At 61.0% G+C, this 25,226-nt stretch carries 24 protein-coding genes and 3 pseudogenes; 3 read left to right on the top strand and 24 right to left on the bottom strand.

The features are described 5' to 3' along the window. Window positions 1–13: 13 nt before the first annotated feature. From JWR98_RS03395 to JWR98_RS03320, 16 genes and pseudogenes are all read right to left on the bottom strand, one after another. Window positions 14–574, bottom strand: coding sequence for a DUF1285 domain-containing protein (locus JWR98_RS03395; RefSeq protein ID WP_003175597.1), 561 nt, complete (start codon window positions 572–574; stop codon window positions 14–16). A 28-nt stretch (window positions 575–602) separates the two neighbouring features. Continuing rightward, entirely contained in the window at window positions 603–1,208 is a 606-nt protein-coding gene (locus tag JWR98_RS03390) for a DUF4823 domain-containing protein (RefSeq protein WP_078734332.1), read from the bottom strand. A gap of 112 nt (window positions 1,209–1,320) precedes the next feature. Continuing rightward, a complete protein-coding gene (locus JWR98_RS03385) occupies window positions 1,321–2,289 on the bottom strand; it encodes a GTP 3',8-cyclase MoaA (RefSeq protein ID WP_078734333.1) in 969 nt (322 codons plus the stop codon). A gap of 114 nt (window positions 2,290–2,403) precedes the next feature. Beyond that, window positions 2,404–3,072 carry a TetR/AcrR family transcriptional regulator gene (locus tag JWR98_RS03380; RefSeq protein WP_078734334.1) on the bottom strand — a complete coding sequence of 223 codons (669 nt, stop codon included), beginning with the start codon at window positions 3,070–3,072 and terminating at the stop codon, window positions 2,404–2,406. Between the two features lie 444 nt (window positions 3,073–3,516). Beyond that, a complete protein-coding gene (locus JWR98_RS03375) occupies window positions 3,517–4,302 on the bottom strand; it encodes a TatD family hydrolase (protein WP_078734335.1) in 786 nt (261 codons plus the stop codon). 64 nt (window positions 4,303–4,366) lie between these two features. Further along, window positions 4,367–5,356 (bottom strand): DNA polymerase III subunit delta', encoded by a 990-nt coding sequence (locus tag JWR98_RS03370; protein ID WP_003175602.1) that lies wholly within the window; start codon window positions 5,354–5,356, stop codon window positions 4,367–4,369. After that, a complete protein-coding gene (gene tmk, locus JWR98_RS03365; RefSeq protein ID WP_078734336.1) occupies window positions 5,349–5,981 on the bottom strand; it encodes a dTMP kinase in 633 nt (210 codons plus the stop codon). The genes JWR98_RS03370 and tmk overlap by 8 nt, the downstream gene beginning before the upstream one ends. A 19-nt stretch (window positions 5,982–6,000) precedes the next feature. Further along, complete coding sequence (gene mltG / locus JWR98_RS03360) at window positions 6,001–7,122, bottom strand: endolytic transglycosylase MltG (protein ID WP_205489283.1); 1,122 nt, start codon at window positions 7,120–7,122, stop codon at window positions 6,001–6,003. A 1-nt stretch (window position 7,123) separates the two neighbouring features. Beyond that, window positions 7,124–7,938: pseudogene (gene pabC / locus JWR98_RS03355) on the bottom strand (aminodeoxychorismate lyase). Continuing rightward, complete coding sequence (gene fabF, locus JWR98_RS03350; RefSeq protein ID WP_078734339.1) at window positions 7,938–9,182, bottom strand: beta-ketoacyl-ACP synthase II; 1,245 nt, start codon at window positions 9,180–9,182, stop codon at window positions 7,938–7,940. The pseudogene pabC and the gene fabF overlap by 1 nt, the downstream one beginning before the upstream one ends. 111 nt (window positions 9,183–9,293) lie before the next feature. Beyond that, the gene (acpP, locus tag JWR98_RS03345) at window positions 9,294–9,530 is read right to left on the bottom strand and encodes an acyl carrier protein (RefSeq protein WP_003175607.1); all 237 of its coding nucleotides are present in this window, start codon (window positions 9,528–9,530) and stop codon (window positions 9,294–9,296) included. A gap of 191 nt (window positions 9,531–9,721) precedes the next feature. After that, a complete protein-coding gene (gene fabG, locus JWR98_RS03340) occupies window positions 9,722–10,465 on the bottom strand; it encodes a 3-oxoacyl-ACP reductase FabG (RefSeq protein WP_078734340.1) in 744 nt (247 codons plus the stop codon). Between the two features lie 24 nt (window positions 10,466–10,489). Beyond that, a complete protein-coding gene (gene fabD / locus JWR98_RS03335; RefSeq protein ID WP_003175609.1) occupies window positions 10,490–11,428 on the bottom strand; it encodes an ACP S-malonyltransferase in 939 nt (312 codons plus the stop codon). A gap of 140 nt (window positions 11,429–11,568) precedes the next feature. Then, a complete protein-coding gene (gene plsX / locus JWR98_RS03330; RefSeq protein WP_078734341.1) occupies window positions 11,569–12,579 on the bottom strand; it encodes a phosphate acyltransferase PlsX in 1,011 nt (336 codons plus the stop codon). 4 nt (window positions 12,580–12,583) lie between these two features. Beyond that, window positions 12,584–12,766, bottom strand: a complete 183-nt coding sequence (gene rpmF, locus JWR98_RS03325; RefSeq protein ID WP_003179396.1) for a 50S ribosomal protein L32 — start codon at window positions 12,764–12,766, stop codon at window positions 12,584–12,586. A gap of 13 nt (window positions 12,767–12,779) precedes the next feature. Further along, window positions 12,780–13,310: a YceD family protein gene (locus JWR98_RS03320; protein ID WP_003175611.1), complete on the bottom strand. Its 531-nt coding sequence runs from the start codon at window positions 13,308–13,310 to the stop codon at window positions 12,780–12,782. Window positions 13,311–13,415: 105 nt separating this feature from the next. On the opposite strand from JWR98_RS03320, the gene JWR98_RS03315 reads away from it, so the two are divergent. Next, complete coding sequence (locus tag JWR98_RS03315; RefSeq protein ID WP_078734342.1) at window positions 13,416–13,994, top strand: Maf family protein; 579 nt, start codon at window positions 13,416–13,418, stop codon at window positions 13,992–13,994. A gap of 41 nt (window positions 13,995–14,035) precedes the next feature. Here the strand turns inward: JWR98_RS03315 and JWR98_RS03310 are convergent, their stop codons facing one another. The 3 genes from JWR98_RS03310 to rluC are packed head-to-tail and all read right to left on the bottom strand — an operon-like array spanning window position 14,036 to window position 16,651. Continuing rightward, on the bottom strand, window positions 14,036–15,019 hold the full coding sequence (locus JWR98_RS03310; RefSeq protein WP_205489282.1) for a S49 family peptidase: 984 nt from the start codon (window positions 15,017–15,019) through the stop codon (window positions 14,036–14,038). Between the two features lie 23 nt (window positions 15,020–15,042). Beyond that, on the bottom strand, window positions 15,043–15,705 hold the full coding sequence (locus JWR98_RS03305) for an HAD-IA family hydrolase (protein WP_205489281.1): 663 nt from the start codon (window positions 15,703–15,705) through the stop codon (window positions 15,043–15,045). Beyond that, window positions 15,692–16,651 carry a 23S rRNA pseudouridine(955/2504/2580) synthase RluC gene (gene rluC / locus JWR98_RS03300; protein WP_003175615.1) on the bottom strand — a complete coding sequence of 320 codons (960 nt, stop codon included), beginning with the start codon at window positions 16,649–16,651 and terminating at the stop codon, window positions 15,692–15,694. Before rluC ends, JWR98_RS03305 begins: the two co-directional genes overlap by 14 nt. 759 nt (window positions 16,652–17,410) lie before the next feature. Between rluC and rne the strand changes: the two are divergent. Next, a pseudogene (gene rne / locus JWR98_RS03295) lies at window positions 17,411–20,570 on the top strand (ribonuclease E). Between the two features lie 86 nt (window positions 20,571–20,656). On the opposite strand, the gene JWR98_RS03290 reads toward rne, so the two are convergent. The 5 genes from JWR98_RS03290 to JWR98_RS03280 form a co-directional block, all read right to left on the bottom strand. After that, entirely contained in the window at window positions 20,657–21,241 is a 585-nt protein-coding gene (locus tag JWR98_RS03290) for a nucleotidyltransferase family protein (RefSeq protein ID WP_078734346.1), read from the bottom strand. Next, on the bottom strand, window positions 21,238–21,585 hold the full coding sequence (locus JWR98_RS29690; protein WP_263974474.1) for an XdhC family protein: 348 nt from the start codon (window positions 21,583–21,585) through the stop codon (window positions 21,238–21,240). Before JWR98_RS29690 ends, JWR98_RS03290 begins: the two co-directional genes overlap by 4 nt. Window positions 21,586–21,715: 130 nt before the next feature. Then, window positions 21,716–22,009 carry an XdhC family protein gene (locus JWR98_RS29685; protein ID WP_263974473.1) on the bottom strand — a complete coding sequence of 98 codons (294 nt, stop codon included), beginning with the start codon at window positions 22,007–22,009 and terminating at the stop codon, window positions 21,716–21,718. After that, window positions 21,976–22,221, bottom strand: a complete 246-nt coding sequence (locus JWR98_RS29680) for an XdhC family protein (protein ID WP_263974472.1) — start codon at window positions 22,219–22,221, stop codon at window positions 21,976–21,978. Before JWR98_RS29680 ends, JWR98_RS29685 begins: the two co-directional genes overlap by 34 nt. A 131-nt stretch (window positions 22,222–22,352) precedes the next feature. Continuing rightward, entirely contained in the window at window positions 22,353–23,684 is a 1,332-nt protein-coding gene (locus tag JWR98_RS03280; protein WP_078734348.1) for a dicarboxylate/amino acid:cation symporter, read from the bottom strand. A gap of 339 nt (window positions 23,685–24,023) precedes the next feature. Here JWR98_RS03280 and JWR98_RS03275 point away from each other — a divergent pair. Further along, window positions 24,024–25,021: pseudogene (locus tag JWR98_RS03275) on the top strand (AraC family transcriptional regulator). The last annotated feature ends 205 nt before the right edge of the window (window positions 25,022–25,226 follow it).

Below are 25,226 nucleotides of genomic sequence, written 5' to 3'. Positions count from 1 at the left end.
TGAAAACCCGGTCTCAGGGCTCCAGGCCAATGCGCAAGAACTCGCCACCACTCCATACGCCAAGCCAGTTCTGGCCATTGATCGGACGGCTTACCGCCAGCTCCACTAACTGATAGAACACGTTGCGATGCACCAGGGCTTCAAGGTTGGCGCGCACATGCAGGTAGGGTGACGGTTCCTGGGTGACGGGGTCGATCACCACCCGCAGCGGGTGTTCGAGGCCTGCTTCGATCTGCTCGTCAACGTTGCTGGTAAAGCGCAGCACCTGGCTTTCGCCCTGCCCTTCAACCTCAAGGGTAACCGCGACGAAGGGCGCATCATCGACGCTGATGCCGACTTTTTCTACGGGAGTGACCAGGAAGTAATCATCGCCATCGCGGCGAATGATATTGGAAAATAACTTGACCATCGGCTTACGCCCGATGGGCGTGCCCTGATAGAACCAGGTGCCATCACGGGCGATGCGCATGTCGATATGACCGCAGAAATCCGGGTTCCACAGGTGCACCGGTGCCGGCCCCTTGCCTTTGGGCAGTTGGGCCAGCAGATCGTTGGCCTTGGCGGAATCGGTCATGGGGTTCTCCCTTTTTTACGTGCAGGACCTACTGATCACTCATACCGAGCAGACCTCGAGCGTACTGGGCCAGCGGGCGGGCGATCAGGTCTTCGGGCTTGTTGTCGTGGAACGTCAGTAAACCGCCACGACTGCGAATGCGTGCAGTATCGATCAAATATTGGGTGCTGGTCTCGATCAACATGATCTGGATAACGCCGTTGTCCAGGCCGACACGGTCCAAGGCCTCTTGGTCCGCCCATTCATCGGCGTTGCCGATACGGTCATCCGCCTTGGCGAAGCGGCAGTACAGCAAGTAATGCGCTCCCGCCGCGCGGGCTTCGGCCATGGCCTGTTCCAGCCCTTCGGGTTGGCGGGCGCGGCGCACCATGGGGAAGTATTCGACAAAACCGTTGAAGGCTTCCTCGGCCACTACGTTCGGGCGCGGGTAGGCGCTGCCCGGCGGCACGAACGAGCCCTGGGCGATAAACACAAAGGAGTCCGGCTGTATGCGAACCGATGCGGTACGACGGGTATCGCTGTGGTCGAGCAACCCGGCGTCACTCATCTGATAGCGGGTGCCTTCGGCCATATCGCTGACGGTCATGCAACCGCTGAGCACCAACGACGCCAGCAACAAAACCAGACTACGCATCCTAATCCTCCAGAAGCCGGTGACGGAAAACCGGCGAATGGGCGTGAGATGCAGAAACCGCGCCATTTGGAAAATGGCGCATCACTAAATGTGGGAAATTTCTGGGACAGGGTCAGCCGCCAATAATCTTCATGATGGTGGCCCCACCCGAGAACGCCACTTCCTGCTTATCGCCCAAGGCCTTCATCAGCAGGCCCTGCAGCGCCGGCAGCGCTTGATGACGCGGTTTGTCCAGCAGGTCGCCGACATAATGGCGATTGCTTGACGACAAACAGCCATGCAGCCAGCCCGTGGACGACAAGCGCAACCGCGAACAGGTCCGGCAGAACGGCACACTCTCATTGGCGATCACGCCAAAGAAGCCTTTGCCCGGCACCTCATAGCGCACCGCCGTGGCATCCACGGGAGCGTTGGCTTGCAGGTATTCGTGGTGTTCGCCGATCAAGCCGAGCAGTTGTTGCAGGCTGACGAATTGCTGCACAAACGCATTGGAATCCTTGGCCAGGTGACCCATGCGCATCAACTCGATAAACCGCAGCTCGTAGCCCCGCTCCAGGCAGTAGTCGAGCAGCGGCATCACCTGGTCCAGGTTCTGGCCGCGCAACGGCACCATATTGACCTTGATCTTGATTCCGGCGGCGCGAGCCTGGTCCATGCCATCGAGCACGGTGGCCAGGTCGCCGCCCCGGGCGATACTGCGGAAGGCATCGGCATTGAGGGTGTCGAGGGACACGTTGATGCGCTTGATCCCGGCCTCCACCAGCAACGGCAGTTTGCGGGCGAGCAATTGGCCATTGGTGGTCAGGCTGATATCACTGAGGCCCATTTGCCCCACAGCGCCCATGAAGGCTTCCAGCTTGGGGCTCACCAGCGGCTCACCGCCAGTGATGCGCAAGCGATCGATGCCCGCCGCTTCGATCAGATACGCCACGCCACGGGCCATGGCCTCGGCCGAGAGTTCGTCCTGGGCAGCCACCAGCCGCTTGCCGTTGGGCACGCAGTAGGTACACGCGTAATTGCAGGCTGAGGTCAGGCTGATCCGCAAATTGCGAAAACGCCTGCCTTGACGATCAACGATCATGGATCACTCCGGCAGAGGATAATTCGGGCGCACTAAAAGCTGACTTATAAATCAGCTTTTAGCAAGGTCCTTGCCTGAGTATATTCCTGGGGTACTGCGCCTGGCAGCAAATCATTACGTGGCAGGCGTATCGATCGGTGCCGTCTCGACCAGTGCTGGCTCGGTGCTGTGCTTGCGCTTGTTGCCCATGCGTACGCCGATGTCCATCAGGAACTGGAAGAAGCCTTCCTGATCCTCAAGCACATTGCTCCAGAACGGCGAGTGGTACAGCGCCACGGCGCCATGCACCAGGGCCCAGGCGGCGCAATAGTGGAAATACGGCGGCACGTCTTCAAGCTTGCCTTCACTGATACGGCCTTTGATCAGCAGAGTCAGGCGTTCGAAGTTCGAGGCACGGATCTTGTGCAGTTCCTCGACCATTTCCGGCACTTGATGGCCCTTGACCACTTTTTCTTCGAGGCGGTCGAACAGGCGATAGCGCTGCGGGTCGCGCATGCGGAACTCGAAGTAGGCGCGGGACAGCGCTTCCTTGTCCTTGTCGACATCGGCCGAATGCAGCAGCTCGTTCAAGTCGCGCTCATAGTCGAGCATCAGCCGCAGGTAGATCTCGGCCTTGGATTTGAAATGCTTGTAGATAGTGCCTTTGCCGATACCCACGGCATCCGCGATCATCTCGACGGTGACGCTGTCTTCGCCTTGTTCGAGGAACAACTTGAGCGCGGTGTCGAGAATTTCCTGCTCACGGCGGCGAAACTCACGGACCTTACGGGGTTCTTTGTGCATGAGGAAGAGGTCTGCAAAGGTCGGGAAAGGGAGGGTTGCGCACGGCCACGAATACATGGCGATACGATTTACCCAGTGCGAGGGATTATCCCGACTGAACGGTCGTTGGGCAACGCCTATGTGAACCGGCCATGCACTTTACTTTCAGCACGCCAACGTTTTCATGGCTCTCAGTCAGAAATAATACGCAACATCTGCCGCCGTACGCCTGTCCAATGAGAACTCAAGCAAAGCGTCTGTATTCCAAATCTGTTTAAAAAACGATCAGTCGCGACTGGACTGAATGAGAACATGATCAATACTTCAACTGTCGGCGCGACATCTCCCCCAAGTGAAGCGTCGACCTGGGTACCGACGGACTGCGTGCCCTTGTTTTACTCCTAATGGTCTTAACCCGGATTCCCCCCCCAGAAGCCGGGTTTTTTTTGCCTGGGCTTTGGCCCGTTAAGCACTGACATGAGCCAGCGGGAACAGACGCTTGAAGTTCTCGGTGGTCTGCTCGGCGAAACGCTCATAGGACTCACCGCGCAGCATCGCCAGGTAATCCGCCACGTCGCGCACGTACTCAGGAAGGTTCGGCTTGCCGCGATGCGGGATGGGCGCCAGGTACGGCGAGTCGGTTTCCACCAGCAGGCGATCGGCCGGTACCTGGCGCGCCACGTCACGCAGGGCGTCGGCATTACGAAAGGTCACGATGCCCGACAACGAGATGTAGAAACCCAGGTCGAGAGCGGCCTTGGCCATGTCCCAGTCTTCGGTGAAGCAGTGCAGCACGCCGGCCTGGGGCAACGCGGCTTCGCGCAGCAGGGTCAGGGTGTCGGCACGCGCTCCACGGGTGTGGACGATCACCGGTTTGCCGGTCTGCCGGGCGGCTTGCAGGTGCAGGCGGAAGGACGCCTGCTGCAGCTCGGCGGCTTCGGGCTCGTAGTGGTAATCCAGGCCAGTCTCGCCAATCGCCACCACGCGCGGGTGGTTGAGTTCACCCAGCAGCCAATCGAGGGCAGGGGCTTCGCCGGGCTTGAGGTCCAGCGGGTGGATACCCACCGAGCAATCCACGTCGGCATAGCGATCAGCCAGGGCTTTGACGTCGGCGGCGTTTTCAGCGCTGACGCCGATGCACAGGAAGTGCCCTACCCCGCGTTGGCGCGCCGCTTCCAGCGCAGCGTCGAGTGAGCCGTCGTGCTGGGCAAGGTCGAGGCGATCGAGGTGGCAATGGGAATCTACGAGCATAGGCAATTACAACTTGAGTCATTCAAAGAGAGTTGACCAACGATACACCCGTCAGCCACCGAAATTAACGCCGGCCGAGCAAGCCCACCCACTGCACCAGCAGCGCTTCGAGCAACAGCACGCGGTTGAGGTTGGCTTTGCCGAGCACTTTCTGGCGTTGGGCGAGAATCCAGTCCTGGATAGCCAGCACCTTATCCTGTGCACTTTTCTGCGCGAGATACTGCACCACCTTGCGCATGTCCGGCAGGCCAAGGCCGCTTTCATCCTGAGTCAACTGGTAGCGCAGGATCAGGCTCGACCAGTCGCAGAACCAGTCGAACAGCAACAGCAGTGGAATATCTTTCCAGGCGCTCTCGGCCAGTTGCGTCGCGGAGAGTTCCTGCTTGAGCAGTTTTTTAACGCCGTCCACCACCAGCGCCCGCTGCTCACGCACGCCTTGACCGTGCAGCTTTACCGCAGCCAGCGGCGAGCCGGCCGCCAGGGTCAGCAACTCGATGCGCTCTTGCTCGGAACATTCGGGCAACGCCTGCCCCAGCCACTGCAGGCTCATGGCCTCGCTTGGCAACGGGCACGCCTGCTGCACGCAACGGCTGCGAATGGTCGGCAGCAGGCGGCTGGACTGATGGCTCACCAGCAACAGCACGGTATCGCCCGACGGTTCTTCCAGGCTTTTGAGCAAGGCATTGGCGGCGTTGATATTCATCGCCTCCACGGGCTCGATCAGCACCACCTTGCGCCCGCCCATCTGCGCGGTCTGCACCACGAAACTGACGAGGTCGCGCACCTGGTCGACCTTGATCGCCTTGTCGGCTTCCTCGGGCTCCAGCAGGTAGTTGTCCGGGTGGCTGCCGGCCTTGAGCAGCAGGCACGATTTGCACTCGCCACAGGCATGCAGATTGACCGGACGCTGGCACAGCAAGCTGGCCATCAGGCGCTCGGCGAGGGCGCGCTTACCGATACCGATCGGCCCGTGCAACAAGTAGGCGTGGGCGTGTTGGGCACGGCCGGCCAGCTGCTGCCAGAGGCTGTCCTGCCACGGATAGGCTTCAGCCACGGGCGCGCTCCAGCAATGAGGGCAGCAGCGCATCGATGGCTTGTTGTACCTGGGCCAATGGCTGGGCGGCGTCCAGCAAGTGATAGCGCGCAGGCTCAGCCTTGGCACGCGCGAGGAACGCGCTGCGCACCCGATCAAAAAACGCCTGGCCTTCGAGTTCGAAACGATCGAGGCGGCCCCGGGCGCTGGCACGGGCCATGCCCACTTCCACCGGCAGATCGAACAGCAGGGTCAGGGCCGGGCGCAAATCGCCCTGCACGAAGGTTTCCAGGGTCGCGATACGCGCCAGGCACAAACCGCGGCCACCGCCCTGGTAGGCGTAGGTGGAATCGGTGAAACGGTCGCAAATCACCACGGCCCCTCGGGCCAGGGCGGGGCGAATCACCTCGGACAAGTGCTGGGCACGGGCGGCAAACACCAACAGCAGCTCGGTGTCCGGGTTCATCTGTTCTTCGCCTGGAGCCAGCAGCACTTCACGGATGCGCTCGGCCAGCGGCGTACCGCCGGGCTCACGGGTCAACACCACTTCGATACCTTCGCTGCGCAAGCGCTCGGCCAGGTAATCGCGGTTGGTGCTTTTGCCGGCGCCTTCCGGGCCTTCCAGGGTAATAAACAAGCCAGTCACAGGCGGTCCTTAGTCAGAGTCATTGCGGGCTTTGCGGCGCGGCGGCGTCCGGCGCGGGCTCGGCGGGTGCATCAGCGGGCGGCATCACGTCTTCGGCAGGTTTTGCCACGGGTGCCGGGCTGGAGCGGTAGTCGGCGCGGCGCTTGAGCTGAAACTCACGCACGGCGGCATTATGCGCATCCAGGTCATCAGAGAAAATATGGCTGCCATCGCCCCGCGCCACGAAATACAGGCTGCTGCCCGGTACCGGGTTGAGCGCGGCATGGATTGCCTCGCGACCGACCATGGCGATCGGCGTCGGCGGCAGGCCGGCCACCATATAGGTGTTGTAGGGGTTGGCTTCCTTGAGGTTAGCGCGGGTCAACTTGCCGTTGTAGCGCTCACCCAGGCCGTAGATCACTGTCGGATCGGTTTGCAGCAACATGCCGACCTTCAACCGGCGCACGAAAACGCCGGCGATCTGCCCGCGCTCCTCAGGTACGCCGGTTTCCTTCTCGACCAGGGAAGCCATGATCAGCGCCTGATACGGGTCGGTATAGGGCGCATCGGCGGCGCGCTTGCTCCACTCCTGGGCGAGTACGTCATCCAGGCGGTTGTAGGCTTTTTTCAGTAATTCGACATCGGTCATGCCACGCACGAAGCGGTAGGTATCGGGGAAGAACCGCCCTTCGGGGAACACGCCAGGATGGCCGAGTTTGTCCATCACTTCGCTGTCGCTCAGGCCCGAGAGGCTCTGCACGATTTTTTCATGCTTGGCCAGGGTCGCGCGTACTTGGCGGAAATTCCAGCCTTCCACCAGGGTCAGGCTGTATTGCACCACTTCGCCACGCTGCCACAGGCCGATCAGGCCTTGGGCGGTCATGCCGGGCGTCATGCGGTATTCGCCGCTGTGCAGCGGCTGCCCGTCGAGGTTGAAGCGCCAATACAGACGCAACCAGAAGGCGCCGTCGAGCACGCCGTCGGCTTCCAGGCGATTGAAGGTACCGGTGGGGGTGGCTCCTGCCGGTACATCGAGCAACTGCTCCTGGGTCAAATGCAACGGCTGCTTCAAGGCCGCGTCGTATTTCCAGGCAGCAAAGCCCAACAGCAACGCCGCCGAGAACAGACCGGCCAGCAGCAGTACAACCAGTTTTCGTATCAACTCAAATATCCAATAGCGCGCGAACAATGCCCTGCAGTTTACGGGTGAGCGGGCCAACCGGCCAGCGCATCGCAGCGTACTCGCGCACCGGCCAGATGCCATAAACGCTGTTGCAGACAAAGACTTCGTCAGCCTGTCGCAACTGCTCGATGCCGATGTCGGCCACGGCCACCGGGACGCCCAGCGTTTGTGCCTGGGCCAGGATTTCGGCGCGCATCACCCCGGCAACCCCGCAACGATTCAGATCGGCGGTTAGTAACAAGCCGTTGCTTACCAGGAACAGGTTGCTGAATACGCCTTCGATGACCCGTCCGGACATATCCAGCATCAGGCCTTCGGCGTGCTCGGCATCCTGCCATTCGGCGCGGGCGATCACCTGCTCCAGGCGATTGAGGTGTTTGAGACCGGCCAGCAGCGGTTGCTCGGCCAGGCGCGTGGCGCACGCAAACAGGCGGATGCCATCGGTTGCATGGGCGTGGGGATAGGTAGCGGGCGGACTGCCCTGCAAGATACGACGCACCGGCGCGTCGGGGTTGACGCCGTAACCGCGCAGGCTGTCGCCACGGGTAAGGATCAACTTGAGGACGCCGTCGCCGAGGGCGGCGGCATAGGCCAGCACTTCGTTACGGATCAGCGTTTGATCAACCACCAGAGCCAGGCGCTGCAGCCCTCATCGAGGCGCTGCAGGTGACGATCGAGCAGTACCGGCCGCCCGCTCTTGATGGCGATGGTTTCGAACACCCCATCGCCATACGCCAGGCCGCGATCTTTCAGGGGCACGTTGTCCGCTGGCTGACCGTCGACCCAGCTGTGCATCACTCGGCGAACCGGCGGAACACCAGGGAACCGTTGGTGCCACCAAACCCGAAGGAGTTGGAGATCGACACATCGATCGGCATCGGTTGCGCTTCGTGCGGCACGAAGTTGAGGTCGCAGCCTTCGTCCGGCTCATCCAGGTTGATGGTCGGCGGAGCGACCTGGTCCTTGATGGCCATCACACTGAAGATTGCTTCGACCGCGCCCGCCGCACCCAACAGGTGGCCGGTCATGGACTTGGTGGAACTGACCGCCAGCTTGTAGGCATGCTCACCGAACACCGACTTGATGGCCTGGGCTTCCGCCAGGTCGCCGGTCGGGGTCGAGGTGCCATGGGCATTGATGTATTGCACCTGGTCCGCGTTCACCTTCGCATCGCGCAGGGCGTTGGTGATGCAACGCGCAGCACCGGCACCGTCGGACGGTGGCGAAGTCATGTGGTAGGCGTCGCCGCTCATGCCGAAGCCGATCAGCTCGGCGTAAATGGTGGCGCCACGCGCCTTGGCGTGCTCCAACTCTTCCAGGACCAGGGCACCGGCGCCGTCGGACAGCACAAAGCCATCTCGGCCCTTGTCCCACGGACGGCTGGCACGCGCCGGTTCGTCGTTGCGGGTCGACAGTGCACGGGACGCGCCAAAGCCGCCCATGCCCAGGCCGCAGGCAGCCATTTCGGCGCCGCCGGCAATCATCACATCCGCTTCGTCATAGGCGATGTTGCGTGCCGCCATGCCGATGCAGTGGGTGCCCGTGGTGCACGCCGTGGCAATCGCGTAGTTAGGCCCCTGCGCGCCCAGGTGGATGGACAGGAAACCGGAAATCATATTGATGATCGAGCCGGGCACGAAGAACGGTGAAATTCGACGCGGGCCGGTCTCGTGCAGGATGCGGCTGGTTTCTTCGATATTGGTCAGACCGCCAATACCCGACCCCATGGCCACGCCAATGCGCTCACGGTTGGCGTCGGTGACTTCCAGCCCGGCGTTACGCACGGCCTGAAAACCGGCTGCCAGGCCGTATTGAATGAACAGGTCGAGTTTGCGGGACTCTTTGATCGAGAGATATTCCTCGACATTGAACCCCTTTACCGAGCCGCCGAAACGGGTGGAATAGGCAGAAAGGTCCGTGTGTTCGATCAGACCAATACCACTGCGGCCAGCCAGAATGCCCTGCCAACTGCTCGGCACATCCGTACCCAGTGGCGACAACATACCCATACCGGTGACTACGACGCGTCTACGCGACACAGCACTCTCCTTTTTCTAATGACGACACTTTTTCATCGCCGCTAAAGAAAAAACCGCACGCCGTTACAGCAGTGCGGTTTTTCCCTGACAGCAAGCGACGACTACAAACTATTACGCCTGATGGCTGGTAACGTAGTCGATGGCAGCTTGAACAGTAGTGATTTTTTCAGCTTCTTCGTCCGGGATTTCGGTCTCGAATTCCTCTTCCAGAGCCATCACCAGCTCAACGGTGTCAAGGGAATCGGCACCCAGGTCTTCTACGAAGGAAGCCGTGTTGACCACTTCTTCTTCCTTAACGCCCAGTTGCTCGGCGACGATTTTCTTGACGCGCTCTTCGATGGTGCTCATACCTTGTTTAACTCCTAATGGACAAATTCAGGCAGCTGGCCAGTGGGTAAGTGTATAGAAAGCCATTTCAGCTTTTCAACTGAAAGCTTCACCCTGTACCCGCTCGGCCACCGGCCTATAAATTAAGTTGCAGCTTTATAACGGATTTTAGACAGCTCGTATTACATTTTTTTGAAGCGATCCGTCACAATTTAACTCATGTACATCCCGCCGTTCACCGGGATTGTAGCCCCAGTCACGTATGCCGCACCGTCGGATGCCAGGAAAGTGACCACATTCGCGATCTCTTGAGCCTGGCCCAGACGGCCCAGCGGAATCTGCGTCAGCAAGGCTTCACGCTGTGCTTCCGGCAGTTCGCGGGTCATATCGGTGTCGATGAACCCTGGGGCCACCGAGTTGACCGTAATCGACCGCGAACCGACTTCACGCGCCAGTGCCCGACTGAAACCTTCCAGACCGGCCTTGGCGGCTGCATAGTTTACTTGGCCTGCATTGCCCATGGCACCCACTACGGAGCCAATATTGATAATTCGACCCCAACGCGCCTTGGTCATGCCACGCAAAACGCCCTTGGACAGGCGAAACAGACTGTTCAGGTTGGTATCGACCACGTCGTACCACTCGTCGTCTTTCATGCGCATCATCAGGTTATCGCGGGTGATGCCGGCGTTATTCACCAGGATTGCGGGCGCGCCAAACTGTGCAGTGATGGCAGCCAGCACGGCGGCGACGGATTCATCATTGGTCACATTCAGTTCAAGACCGGTGCCTTCAACGCCGTTTTCCTTGAGGGTCGCGGCGATACGCTCGGCGCCCGAGGCGGACGTGGCGGTACCGATCACAACGGCGCCCTGACGGCCCAGTTCCAGGGCGATCGCCTGGCCAATGCCGCGGCTTGCGCCGGTAACCAATGCAACTTTACCTTGCAGACTCATGCAGGCTTCTCCTAAGTAAGGGATTCAGGCCAGTGCCGCGCGAGCGGCAGCGAAGGCTTCAGGGGTATTGAGGTTAGCGGTCGACACGCCATCAGCACAGCGCTTGTTGAGGCCTGCCAGGACCTTGCCCGGGCCGCACTCGACCAGCTCGGTGGCGCCGTTGGCAGCCAGGGCCTGGACCGATTCAACCCAGCGCACCGGCTTGTAGAGCTGCTCCAGCAGATCACGCTTGAGGGTTTCGAGGTCGGCGGCAACGGCCGCGCTGACGTTCTGCACCAACGGGATCTGCGGCGCCTGCCAATTGATGGCAGCAATGGACTCGGCAAAGCGCTCGGCCGCCGGACGCATCAGCTCGCAGTGCGACGGCACGCTCACCGGCAACGGCAACGCGCGCTTGGCGCCACGGGCCTTGCAGCCTTCGATGGCACGCTCGACAGCCGCCTTGGCGCCGGCGATCACCACCTGGCCCGGGGAATTGAAGTTCACCGCGCTGACCACTTCGCCCTGGGCCGCTTCGGCACAGGCTTCGATCACCACCGCGTCGTCCAGGCCCAGGATAGCGGCCATGCCGCCCTGCCCCGCCGGAACAGCGTCCTGCATCAGTTGACCACGACGCTCGACCAGCTTGACCGCCTCACCCAGGGTCAGGCTACCGGCGGCAACCAGGGCGCTGTATTCGCCCAGGCTGTGACCGGCAACGAATGCCGGACGCGCGCCACCTTCGGCCAGCCACAAGCGCCACAGGGCGATCGAAGCGGTCAGGATGGCCGGTTGGGTTTTATCGGTTTGATTGAGTTGTTCTTCCGGCCCTTGCTGGGTCAGCGCCCACAGGTCGTAACCCAGGGCATCGGAAGCTTCCTTGAAGGTGTCCAGGATCAGCGGGTATTGCGCGCCCAGCTCGGCCAACATGCCGAGGGACTGCGAACCCTGCCCTGGAAAGACGAATGCGAGGGATGTAGACATTTAACAAGCCCCTAAATGATCGGGTCGTCGGAAATAGTCGCTCCCGATCTTAAAATGAATGATGGGAGCGCACGAAACTGACAGATTGGATGGTCAATTGAACTGGCCGGTCACATTTAAGCACTACCGGGCCGATTCGCCTAAGGCAACAGGTCCTCAAGACGGCCGTGCAAGCGTTGCGGCAGGTTTTCCTGGATCTCGATCAAGGCCCGCGCAATCGCACTCTGGAAGCCTTCCACACCGGCCGCGCCATGGCTTTTCACCACAATGCCCTGCAACCCCAGGAAACTCGCGCCGTTATGCCGCGCCGGGGCCAGGTCGGCCTGCAGGCGACGCATCAACGGCAGCGCCAGCAAGCCGACCAGCCGCGAGGCCAGATTCCGCCTGAACAATGCCTCGATGCGCGTGGCGATCATGGTCGCCAGGCCCTCACTGGATTTGAGCAGGATATTGCCGACAAACCCGTCACACACCACCACATCGGCCTCGCCCCGGTACAAACCGTCACCTTCGACAAAACCGATGTAGTTCAAGCCTCGCGCGCCCTGCAGCAAGGTGGCGGCGAGCTTGACTTGCTGGTTGCCCTTGATGTCTTCGGTGCCGATATTGAGCAAAGCCACCCGCGGACGGGCGACCCCCAACGCTTCGGCGGCCACCGAGCCCATCACGGCAAATTGAAACAGGTGCTCGGCGCTGCAATCGACGTTCGCCCCCAGGTCCAACAGCTGGCAATAGCCTTTCTGCGTCGGAATCGCCGCCACCATCGCCGGCCGGTCAATCCCCGGCAATGTCTTGAGCACATGCCGCGACAACGCCATCAAGGCCCCGGTATTGCCGGCACTGACACAGGCTTGCACCTTGCCATCACGCAATAACTCCAACGCCACACGCATGGAGGAGTCGGGTTTGCCGCGCAGGGCCGTCGCCGGTTTTTCATCCATGGTGATGGTTTCGCTGGCCGGCGTAATCGTCAGGCGCGCGCGATCCACAACCGGATGGCTGGCAATCAGTGCTTCAAGAAGGGAGGGTTGACCGACGAGGGTCAGGTGCAGCGAGGGTGTTGCAGACAGGCTGGCAATGCAGGCCTGAACAATGCTGCGGGGACCGAAGTCCCCGCCCATTGCGTCAATCGCGATGACTTGAGCAGACAAGTGATTACTCGTCAGCGCCCTTGTCGATCACTTTACGGCCACGGTATACGCCTTCTGGCGATACGTGGTGACGCAGGTGAACTTCACCAGTGGTCTTTTCCACGGACAGGGTGCTAGCCTCGAGAGCGTCGTGCGAACGGCGCATGTCACGGGCGGAGCGGGATTTTTTGTTCTGCTGAACAGCCATAATTGATTAACTCCTAAACGTTTGGGTCACGCTTTAACTGCGCCAATACACTGAACGGGTTGGACCGCGTTACCTCGTCCTCGCTCGGCTCGGCCTCGTCATCGAGACCCTCCGGCTGCTGGCATTCTTCCGGATGATGAGCAGGCACAATGGGCAAGGCGAGCAAAAGCTCCTCCTCGATCAGTGCATGCAGATCCAATGGATCTTCGCCCAGTTCCAGCACGTCATAACCTTTCGGCAACGACTGGGTATTCGCACCCTCTTTCACCACAGCATAACTGCATTCGCTGTGGATCGGCAGGGTGACCAGCTCAAGACAACGCTGGCAAACCATTTTGACTTCGGTGTCGATAACGCTGTGGATTACCACAGATTTACGTTCATCTCGTTCAAAAACGAATTTGGCCTGCACCGTACCGACAGTGTCGGAAAGCGGGTCGCAGAGTCTCTCCAAATCGGCCAGCAGCACTTCACCTTGGAGGGTGGTGCCACGATCAGCCAATTTGCGCGGGTCAACGTGAGGTGGAATCGGGTCATTCAACATAGGCGCAGCATTATAGGGATGCACCCGGCCATGTCAAAGGAAATTCAGCCCTGTGCGTCAGCCGGTCGCCCCGCTAGAATCCGCAGCGGCCTTAAGGAGATGCCCATGCTGCCTTTATTACTTGCTTCCAGCTCGGTTTATCGCCGGGAATTGCTCAGCCGCCTGCACCTGCCGTTCATCTGCAGCTCGCCGGATATCGACGAAGGCCACCTGGCCAACGAGCCCGCCGAGGCGCTGGTCAGGCGCCTGGCCGAAGAGAAGGCCCGTGCGCTTGCCGCCAGCCATCCAGGGCACCTTATCATTGGCTCCGATCAGGTCGCCACACTGGAAGGCCGGATCATCGGCAAGCCTCACACCTTCGAGAACGCTCGCGAACAACTGCTGGCGGCCAGCGGCCAGCGCGTGAGCTTCCTCACCGGGCTGGCGCTGCTCAACAGCGAGACGGGGCACTGCCAGGTCGACTGCATTCCCTTTACCGTGCATATGCGCGAGCTGAATGCGGCGCGTATCGAACGCTATCTGCGGATCGAGCAGCCTTATGACTGCGCAGGCAGCTTCAAGGCCGAGGGGCTCGGCGTGAGCCTGTTTCAGAGCACCGAAGGCCCGGACGCGACCAGCCTCGTCGGTTTACCTCTGATTCGACTGGTGGACATGCTGCTGGCCGAAGGCGTGCAGATCCCTTAAGCCCACCCCTCCCACATTTGATCTGCAGCAGGCTTGAGCTATCAGCGCAGGCTCGGGCCCTGGAAGCCCATGTACAGGGCTAGCTTCTCGGCCACGCTGGCACCAAGTTTTTTGGAAAAACGATCAAACGGCGATTCCTCAACGGTGAAATCCACCAGATCTTTTTCGCCAATCACATCCCGCGCCACCGAACTGGCACTGCCCAGGCCATCGATCAAACCCAGCGGCAATGCCTGCTCACCCGACCAGATCAGGCCGGAAAACAGCTCCGGGTGCTCCTTATCCTTCAGGCGATCCCCACGCCCCTGCTTCACGCTGGCGATGAACTGGCGGTGAGTGGTATCGAGCACGCCCTGCCAGAACTGGGTTTCATCCGCCTTTTGCGGCTGGAACGGGTCCAAGAACGCCTTATGCTCGCCCGAGGTGTAGGTGCGACGCTCCACACCCAGCTTTTCCATGGTGCCGACAAAGCCGTAACCGGCCGCCGTCACACCGATGGAGCCCACCAGACTGGCCTTGTCGGCGTAGATCTGGTCAGCGGCGCTGGCAATGTAATAGGCACCCGAGGCGCCCAGGTCGGAAATTACCGCATACAGTTTGATATCAGGGTGCAGCCCGCGCAGACGACGAATCTCGTCATACACATAACCCGACTGCACCGGACTGCCGCCCGGGCTGTTGATACGCAGGATCACGCCCTTGACCTTAGGGTCCTCGAACGCAGCACGCAGGCTGCCGACGATGTTATCGGCGCTGGCCGGCTCCTTGTCGGCAATCACCCCACGCACCTCGATCAAGGCGGTGTAGTGGGCGCCACGGGTCGCGCTTTTTTCCATGTCCATCAGCGGACTGAACAGCGCCAGCATGAGCAACAGGTAAGTAAAGGTCAGCAGTTTGAAGAAAATTCCCCAGCGCCGAGCGCGGCGCTGCTCCTGGACGCTGGCCAGGAGGGTTTTCTCCAGCAGCTTCCAGCTTTTGCCATCACTGTTTTCAGCCTTTTCGGGCGCTTTCCACTCGTCACTCATGTGCCTTCAACCCCAGCTAAGACTTATCGGGCCCGGCTGAGCCAGGCCTGCAATTGCGAAAAATGATCGATCGTGACCCTGGGCTCATAAGGCTGCAACGCCTCGGCAGACTGCGCCCCATAGGTGACCGCGACACTGTCCATGCCCGCATTGCGCGCCATCATCAGGTCAAAAGACGCATCCCCCACCATCAATGCCTGGCGCGGCGACACACCGCAATGGGCCAGGATCTGCTCCAGCATCAGAGGGTGCGGCTTGCTGGCAGTTTCATCGGCCGCACGGGTGATATCGAAATAGTCTTCCCAGCCATGCGCCTTGAGCACCCGATCCAGCCCGCGACGCGCCTTGCCGGTCGCGACGGCTAGGTGATAGCCCTCGGCGCGAAAAGTTTCCAGCGACTGCACCACACCCTCGAACAACGGCGAAGGTGTGGCCTCCAGCGCCATGTAATGATCAGCGTAATGGTCGCGGAACGTTACCAGTTCAGCGTCACTGATCAGCGGATACAAGGTACGGATCGCCTCAGGCAAGCCCAGGCCGATAATGCCTTTGACCGCCAGGTCAGTGCACAACTCAAAGCCCGAGCGGATCGAAGCGCTGTGCATCGACTCGACAATCCGACCAATGGAATTACACAGGGTGCCATCCCAATCAAAGATCAGCAGCTTGTAGTCAAGGTGCGACACTCAGGCGCTCCACGGTCTTGGCCCACATTTCATCGACCGGCGCCTGCAGCTTCAATTCGCCACCATCGGGCAGCGGCACGGTCAGCATGTAGGCGTGCAGGAACAGGCGCTTGCCGCCCAGATCGCGGATTTCCTTGGAGAAACCCTCGTCACCGTATTTGGTATCGCCCGCAATGCAGTGACCCGCATGCAGGGTGTGCACGCGAATCTGGTGGGTGCGCCCGGTCACCGGCTTGGCCTCGACCATCGTCGCAAAGTCACCGAAGCGGCGCAGCACTTTGAACAGGGTCAGGGCCTCTTTGCCCTCCTCGTCCACTTCAACCATGCGCTCGCCGGAACGCAGGTTGCTCTTCTGCAGCGGCGCGCGAACGCTTTTAATCGAGCTGGCCCAGTTGCCGCGTACCAGCGCCATGTAGCGCTTGTCCACGCCGTCGCCACGCAGGGCGGTGTGCAGGTGGCGCAACATGCTGCGTTTCTTGGCGATCATCAGCAGGCCGGAAGTGTCACGGTCCAGGCGGTGCACAAGCTCAAGCTCCTTGGCATCGGGGCGCAACTGACGAAACGCTTCGATCACCCCGAAGTTAAGACCGCTGCCGCCGTGAACCGCAATGCCGCACGGCTTGTTGATCACGATCAACTTGTTGTCTTCGAAGACAATCGACGCTTCCAGGCGTTGCAGCAGGCCCTGGGCCAGCGGCACGGGCTCATCGCGTTCAGGCACGCGTACCGGCGGCACACGGACGATATCGCCCGCCTGCAGCTTGTACTCGGGCTTGATCCGCCCCTTGTTCACGCGCACTTCGCCTTTACGCAAGATGCGATAAATCAAGGTCTTGGGCACGCCTTTGAGCCTGGCCAGGAGAAAATTGTCGATGCGTTGGCCGGCATATTCCGGCGAGACCTCAAGCAGCTGGACGCTGGGGGTCGGGGGGGCGGTAGTCGTCATGGCGGCGATGATAACAATTTTTTATGGAATTGAAGCACTTAATCATTGCTGCTATAGTCGCGAACGCCGCCAAAAGCGGCCTGGACAGAGGACTAGCGGCAAACTGCCGGCCCTGACCATCGCAATTCATCAGGACGCGAGGCCGTCCTACGGGGCTTTGGCCACCTTGGAAGGCTCAGGATTGTAACAAGCGCAGGTGACATGAGGCCTGAAGCGAGTGCAAGAAGCAGAGTGAATACTCGCGTTTTGCGCCGATATTTACGGCCAGTTCACAAAGTGCAGTCAGCCTTGAGCCAGACCATGGCGAATGCTTCGGAAACAACGCCTGTTAAGAGCTGAGTGAGAGCGCGATCGCCCGCACTCAGTCTTGTTTAGCCATGAGCGTGGACTCCCCATTGGAGAACACGGTAAATGCCAACCCGCTGCGGATTCTGCGCGCGGCAGCACCCGAATTATCAGGGATACGTGTAGGGTGGAGATGCACAACCGTCGGACCGTGTAGCACTAGGCTTATATTTAGACGCTTCATCTCGTCCACAGTCGCCGGTTGATTCCTCCTCCTGACCTTAGCTTTTGTTGAAGTGGTGCCTTTGTCACCACCGCTAACAAGCAGGACGCGTCCGTCGCGATACCGCCCCAATTGGCGAGTTATTGCTGGACACTGGAGTGGCCAACCACTCTTGACGCACCTGACACCGACCGTGAGAAGTCGTGTGTGCCGAACGCCGTTTCCGGCAGCCCGGAAACCGACGGTACAACATGAAAAGAATGCTGATTAACGCAACTCAACCCGAAGAGTTGCGTGTTGCACTGGTAGATGGCCAACGCCTCTACGACCTGGACATCGAATCCGGTGCACGCGAGCAAAAGAAGGCCAACATCTATAAAGGCCGTATTACTCGCATCGAACCAAGCCTTGAGGCTGCCTTTGTCGATTTCGGCTCCGAGCGCCACGGCTTCCTGCCCCTCAAAGAAATCTCCCGCGAATACTTCAAGAAAGCCCCCGAAGGCCGCGTGAACATCAAGGATGTCCTGAGCGAAGGCCAGGAAGTCATCGTCCAGGTCGAAAAAGAAGAACGTGGCAACAAGGGCGCCGCCCTGACCACCTTCATCAGCCTGGCGGGTCGTTACCTGGTGCTGATGCCGAACAACCCACGTGCCGGCGGCATTTCCCGTCGCATCGAAGGCGAAGAGCGCAACGAACTGCGCGAAGCACTGAACGGCCTGATTGCACCGGCCGACATGGGCCTGATCGTGCGCACCGCCGGCCTGGGCCGCAGCAGCGAAGAAATGCAGTGGGACCTCGACTACCTGCTGCAACTTTGGACTGCCATCAAAGAAGCCTCGCTGGATCGTTCCGCGCCATTCCTGATCTACCAGGAAAGCAACGTGATCATCCGCGCTATCCGCGATTACCTGCGCCAGGACATCGGCGAAGTGCTGATCGACAGCGTTGAAGCCCAGGACGAAGCCCTGACCTTCATCCGCCAGGTGATGCCGCAGTACGCCAGCAAGATCAAGCTGTACGAAGACAGCGTCCCGCTGTTCAACCGTTTCCAGATCGAAAGCCAGATCGAGACCGCCTTCCAGCGCGTGGTCGAACTGCCTTCCGGCGGCTCCATCGTGATCGACCCGACCGAAGCCCTGGTGTCCATCGACATCAACTCGGCACGTGCCACGAAGGGTAGCGACATCGAAGAAACCGCCCTGCAGACCAACCTGGAAGCGGCTGAAGAAATCGCCCGCCAGCTGCGCCTGCGTGACATCGGCGGCCTGATCGTGATCGACTTCATCGACATGACCCCGGCCAAGAACCAGCGCGCCGTGGAAGAAAAAGTCCGCGAATGCCTGGAAGCCGACCGCGCCCGCGTGCAAGTCGGCCGTATCTCGCGCTTCGGCCTGCTGGAAATGTCCCGCCAACGCCTGCGTCCATCCCTGGGCGAAAGCAGCGGCATCGTCTGCCCGCGTTGCAACGGCACCGGCATCATCCGTGACGTTGAATCGCTGTCCCTGGCGATCCTGCGCCTGATCGAAGAAGAAGCCCTGAAAGACCGCACCGCCGAGGTTCGCGCGCAAGTGCCGATCCCGGTTGCCGCGTTCCTGCTCAACGAAAAACGCAACTCGATCACCAAGATCGAACTGCGTACCCGTGCCCGTATCGTGATTCTGCCGAACGATCACCTGGAAACACCGCACTTCGAAGTGCAGCGCCTGCGTGATGACAGCCCGGAAGCCCACAGCGGCCAGTCCAGCTATGAAATCGCCGCGGCCGCCGCCGAAGTGGAAGAAGTCCAGCCAGCCGCCGCAACCCGCACCCTGGTTCGCCAGGAAGCGGCCGTGAAGACCGCACCTGCGCGTGCCAACGCACCGATGCCGGTTGAACCTGCGGCGCCGGTTGCCGCGCCGGCCGCCCTGCCTGAGCCAAGCCTGTTCAAGGGCCTGGTGAAGTCGCTGGTCAGCCTGTTCGCCACCAAGGAAGAGCCCGCAGCGCCGGTCGTGGTTGAAAAACCTGCTACCGAACGCCCGGCGCGCAACGAAGAACGTCGCAACGGTCGCCAGCAGAGCCGTAACCGCAACGGTCGTCGTGACGAAGAGCGCAAGCCGCGCGAAGAGCGCGCACCTCGCGAAGAACGCGCACCTCGCGAAGAACGCGCGCCACGTGAAGAGCGTGCACCTCGCGAAGCCCGTGAAGAGACCCCGGCCGTAGCACGTGAAGAACGCGCACCGCGTGAAGAGCGCGCACCACGTACCCCACGCGCCCCGCGTGAAGATCGCAAGCCGCGTGGCGAGCGTGAAGAACGCGTGCGTGAACTGCGCGAGCCGCTGGACGCAGCGCCCGCTGTTGCCGCTGCCGCCGCCGTGGCCACCGAAGAACGCCCGGCTCGCCAGCCGCGTGAAGAGCGTGCGCCACGTGAGGAGCGTCAACCACGTGCTCCGCGTGAAGAGCGTCAACCACGCGCCGAGCAAGCCGCTGCCGCCAGCGAAGAAGAAGTACTGACCGGCGAAGAGCAACTGCAGGAAGACGGACAGGAAGGCGCCGAAGGCGATCGTCCACGCCGCCGCTCCCGTGGCCAGCGTCGTCGCAGCAACCGTCGTGAGCGTCAGCGTGATGCCAACGGCAATGTGATCGAAGGTTCGGAAGAAGCCGGCGAGAGCGCAGAAACTCAGGCCAACGAACCGACTGGCGCCGAACTGGCTGCCGGCCTGGCCGTGACCGCCGCCGTTGCCAGCTCGGTCATCAGCGCACCTGCCGAAGCCCAGGCTCACGAGCAGGCTGAACGCGCCACTGCGGCTGTCGAAGAAAGCGCCGTTGTCGAAACACCCGTCGCCCAAACCCCAGAGGTTGAAGCGCCGGCTGTTGAAGCGCCAGTCGTGGAAGCACCGGTTGTCGAAGCCACTACCCCAATCGAAGCCCCAGTGGTTCCGGATTTGGAAGTGACCCAGGCACCTGAAGCGCAACCAGAAGTGGAAGTGGCCGCTGCTGAACCGGCCCCTGTGGTTGAGCCTCAGCCAGTGGTGGAAGCCGTCGTGGAAGCAGAAGCAGCCCCGCAAGTGCGAGAAGTTCGTGAAGAACAGACCGCCTTCCAATGGACTGCCGAACCTACCGCTCCGGTTGAAGCGCCCGCCCCTGCCCCTGTGGTAGAAGAAGCGCCAACGCCGGTTGTTGATGTCGTGGTTGCCGAACCTGCGCCAGTGGTTGAGCCGGCTCCGGTCGTTGAACCGGTGCCTGTGGTTGAAGCGCCGGTGGTTGCCGAAGTTGTCGCACCAGTGGTTGAAGCCGCACCGGCCAGCGCCCTGACCGAAAACGGTCGCGCACCGAACGACCCACGTGAAGTGCGTCGTCGTCGCAAGGAAGCTGAAGCCGCGGCTGCAGCCGCCGCACAGGAAACAGAAGCACGAGACTAAACCCCTCGTGTGATTCCAGCTGCGATTAAAAAGCCCCGCCTGAGTGATCAGGCGGGGCTTTTTCTTGCAAAAAACTCGAACACACCGTTCTCCCCCCATTCAGTCCGCGCTGAACGCCAACCGCTGCGGCACATCCACATCCCACAGCACGCCAGGATCATCCACCTGCACGTCCCGCACCCGTGCCTGTGAAAACAAAGGCTTCGCGCCACGATCCCCGGTCAACGCCATCAACTTCGGCCCCAATACACGACCGAAAGCCACCGGATGCCCATACTGCCCGGCATACACCGGCACGGTGATATCTGCCGGATCGGCCAGCATACGCTCGATGGTCGAGGATCGAATAAACGGCATATCCCCCAGCACCACCAGCCAGCCCTGTGCCGAAGCACTGGCCGCAACGGCTGCGGCGATGCTTTGGCCCATACCGGAAGATTCCAGCAGCAGAACCTGGCAACCATGCACCTGGGCCAATCGAATCACTTCCAGGCGCTCCGGCGAGGTGACCAACCACCGCTGCACGATACTGCCCGGCAGATTCACCAGTACCTGCTCAATCACCGGCCGCGTCACGCCGTCCCGACCTAAGCAGGGCGCGAGCAATTTATCCTGATCAGCCCCCGCCTCGGCACGAAACCGGCTCCCCCGCCCCGCCGCCAGCACAATCGCCGTTACGGTCACTCAGCGGCTACCGGCAGCGGCTTTTTCTGCATAGGCGCGACGCCGTTCTTGATCGCGACGATTTCCGCCATCAACGACAACGCAATCTCCGCCGGCGTATGGCTGCCGATATGCAGGCCAATCGGCCCATGCAAACGTGCAATCGCCTCGGCTGACAACCCCAGCGCGGCCAGAGTTTGCCGGCGTTTCTGGGTATTGACCCGCGACCCCAGCGCGCCAATGTAGAAAGCCCTGGAATTCAACGCCGTCAACAACGCCATATCGTCCAGGCGCGGGTCGTGGGTCAGGCAGACGATGGCCGTGCGCTCGTCGGTCTGGATAGCGAGCACCGCTTCATCGGGCATGCCGGCACAAAGCGGCCGTGCTGTTCTTCCCAGCCGTAGACAAACTCTTCGCGCGGATCACAGATAAGCACTTCGAAATCCAGCAGGCGCGCCATCTCCGCCACGTAACGCGACAACTGCCCCGCGCCGATCAACAGCAGGCGCCAGCGTGGGCCATAGATGGCACGCAGCGCTCACCGTCGAAGCTCACCACATCGGTCTTGCTTGCGTCGCTCAGCGTCACCTCGCCCGTGGCCAGGTTCAGCTCACGCGCAACGACCTGATGATTTTCACAGCGCGCCAGCAGCGCCTCGACCCAAGACCAATCGTCCACCCGCTCTTCAGTCAGGCGCAGGGTGCCGCCGCAGGGCAGACCAAACCGCGCCGCCTCATCACGCGTTACGCCGTAGGTCACCAGTTGCACGGGCGGGCCGTCAGCGGGCAAGCGGCCATCCTGCAGCCGGCGATCAAGTCATCTTCGATGCAACCGCCCGACACCGAGCCGATCACCACACCGTCACCGCGCAGGGCCAGCATCGCTCCCGGCGGGCGCGGCGCGCTGCCCCAGGTCTGCACCACGCTGTACAACATCACACGCTGCCCGGCGCGACGCCACTCCAGCACGCTGCGCAGGACATTCAGATCCACACTGTCCATCAGGCCTCCCACAAGCAATGTCGCGCCCACTGTAAACCAAAAAAAACCGAAGTTCCCCGCCACAAAAGCAAACGCCCCGAACCAGTCGCGTTTGCGGATAACTGTCAGCGTGCATTCACGCCATCAGCGACTTACTTGACAGTAGGTGCAGGGCCTTCGGCCACGCCCAGGTCGTCGATTTCGCGGGTTTCGGAGATACCGGTACCGCCGGACGCCAGCTCGCTTTGCAGCTTGTCGGTGTCCAGTTCCTTGACCCACTTGGCCACAACGATGGTGGCAACGGCGTTACCCACCAGGTTGGTCAGCGCACGGGCTTCGGACATGAAACGATCGATACCCAGGATCAGCGCCAGACCGGCAACCGGCAGGTGGCCGACAGCCGACAGGGTCGCAGCCAGTACGATGAAACCACTGCCGGTCACGCCAGCAGCGCCTTTGGAGGACAGCAGCAGCACCAGCAGCAGCGTGATCTGGTGGGTGATGTCCATATGGGTGTCGGTGGCCTGGGCGATGAACACGGCCGCCATGGTCAGGTAGATCGAGGTACCGTCGAGGTTGAACGAGTAGCCGGTCGGAATGACCAGGCCGACGACGGATTTCTTCGCGCCCAGACGCTCCATCTTGATCAGCATGCGTGGCAGTGCGGATTCCGAAGACGAAGTCCCCAGCACGATCAGCAGCTCTTCACGGATGTAGCGGATCAGCTTCAACACACTGAAGCCGTGAGCGCGGCAGATGGCACCAAGCACCACGACCACGAACAGGATGCAGGTGATGTAGAAGCAGATCATCAACTGGCCCAGTTGCACCAGCGAACCCACACCGTAGGCACCGATGGTGAACGCCATGGCGCCCAGGGCACCGAGCGGTGCGAGCTTCATGATCATGTTGATGATGTTGAACATCACGTGGGCAAAGCGATCGATGAAGTCCAGCACCGGCTTGCCGTAGGCACCCAGGCGGTGCAGGGCAAAACCGAAGATCACCGAGAACATCAGCACTTGCAGGATATCGCCGTTGGCGAACGCGCCGACGATGGTGTTAGGGATCACGTTGAGGATAAAGCCGACGATGCTCTGGTCTTTACCGGCAGTCACGTAGGCCGCGACTTTGGACGCGTCCAGGGTCGCCACATCGATGTGCATGCCGGCGCCCGGTTGCACGACGTTCACGACAACCAGGCCGATCAGCAGGGCAATGGTGGACACGATTTCGAAGTAGAGCAGCGCGTAGCCACCGGTTTTGCCAACCGATTTCATGCTTTGCATGCCGGCGATGCCGCTGACAACGGTGCAGAAGATGATCGGGGCGATGACCATTTTGATCAGTTTGATAAACCCGTCACCCAGCGGCTTGAGGGCCACGCCGGTCTCGGGGTAGAAGTGACCGAGCAATATACCGATAACGATTGCGACGATCACCTGGAGATACAGGGATTTGTAGAGTGGCTGACGAGTCGTCATTGCAAAGTTCCTCAATCGTCCCGTGTGGCAAATATCCGCCATGCCCACGACACTTGAATTGCGAACCCTCCTGCACTGGAGGGATTTGTTGTTTGCGAGGACTGTGCTCCAGGCCTGCGCTGTAATCTTTATCGCAAACGTCGTGCCACTTTGCGTAAAACCGCTAAAGGCCTTTAGACATCAGGGCTGGCCGTTTCCAGGCGCCCTCCCATGCGCCAAGTCAGGTGGCGGATTTCCGCCCACTTACCCAATCCCGTCCTACAATTTGGCGGATATCCGCCTTGTCGCCCGCTCCTACTGGTGACTACCATCCGCCACTTCATGGACCGGGGGCCTCGCATGCGTGAACGTACCATCGCCAGTCACTATGCCCGAGCCGCACTCGGCGGTGCGCGTCGGGCCGGTTACGATGCCTCGGGCCTGTTACAGCAGGTGGGCATCACACCGGAACTGTTGGCCGAACCCCGCGCCCGCATCGCTCCGGAACAATTTACCCGGCTGCTGCAACTGCTCTGGCTGGGGCTGGACGACGAATACATGGGGTTCGCCGATGGCCCGAGCAAACGCGGCACCTTCGCCATGATGTGCCACGCGCTGATCCACTGCCGCACCCTGGAGAAGGCACTGGAGCGCGGCCTATTATTTTATAGCCTATTCCCACAAGGCCCGCGCTGGCAGCTGTCACGCGAAGGCGATATGGCCCGCCTGAGCCTGGACGACTCGCCATTGTGGGACCCGGACCACTTCCTCAGTGAATGCCTGCTGGTGATCTGGCATCGCCTGGGCAGTTGGTTGATCGGCCAGCGCATTCGTCTGCACCAGGCCTCGTTCAGTTACCCGATGCCGGCCCACGCCGGTGAATATGACCTGCTGTTTCCCTGCACACTGGTGTTCGTGCACCGAACACCAGCCTTGTGTTTCCCGCGCGCTACCTGAGCCTGCCGCTGTTGCAGGATGAACGCACCCTCAAGCACTTCCTCGAACGCTCCCCCGCCGACTTGCTGGCGCGCCCGGACGAAGGCGACAGCTTGAGCAGCCAGATACGCCGCTTGCTTAGCCGCGATCACACGCCCTGGCCGGACCTGGAAGCCATCGCCCAGCACCTGCACATCAGCCCGCAGACCCTGCGACGGCATTTGCGCGAAGAAGGCAGCAGCTTTCAGGCGCTCAAGGATGAGTTGCGGCGAGATATCGCCATCTATCATTTGGGCCATGCGCACGTGTCATTGCAGGCCATCGCCGAGCAGTTGGGATTTTCCGAGCCGTCGGCGTTTCATCGGGCGTTCAAGAAGTGGACGGGGCTGACGCCGGGGGCCTACAGAGCGCAGGAGCGTTAAAGATGTGTCGTCTGGCCGGACCTCATCGGGGGCAAGCCCCCTCCCACACTTGAATGTATTCAGAGATCAAAATGTGGGAGGGGGCTTGCTCCCGATGAGGCCAGTCAAGCCACTGCCGATCAAACAGCCGGAAAATGAATCCTGAACGCCGCCCCACCCAAAGGTGAATCCCCCAGGGTCAGCCGTGCCCCGTACGCTTTCGATA

Source organism: Pseudomonas lactucae, assembly GCF_016937615.1.
In the GTDB taxonomy this organism is placed as follows: Bacteria; Pseudomonadota; Gammaproteobacteria; order Pseudomonadales; family Pseudomonadaceae; genus Aquipseudomonas; species Aquipseudomonas lactucae.
The sequence above is the reverse complement of the archived record's forward strand: the minus strand, read 5'-3'. Positions and strand labels throughout refer to the sequence as shown.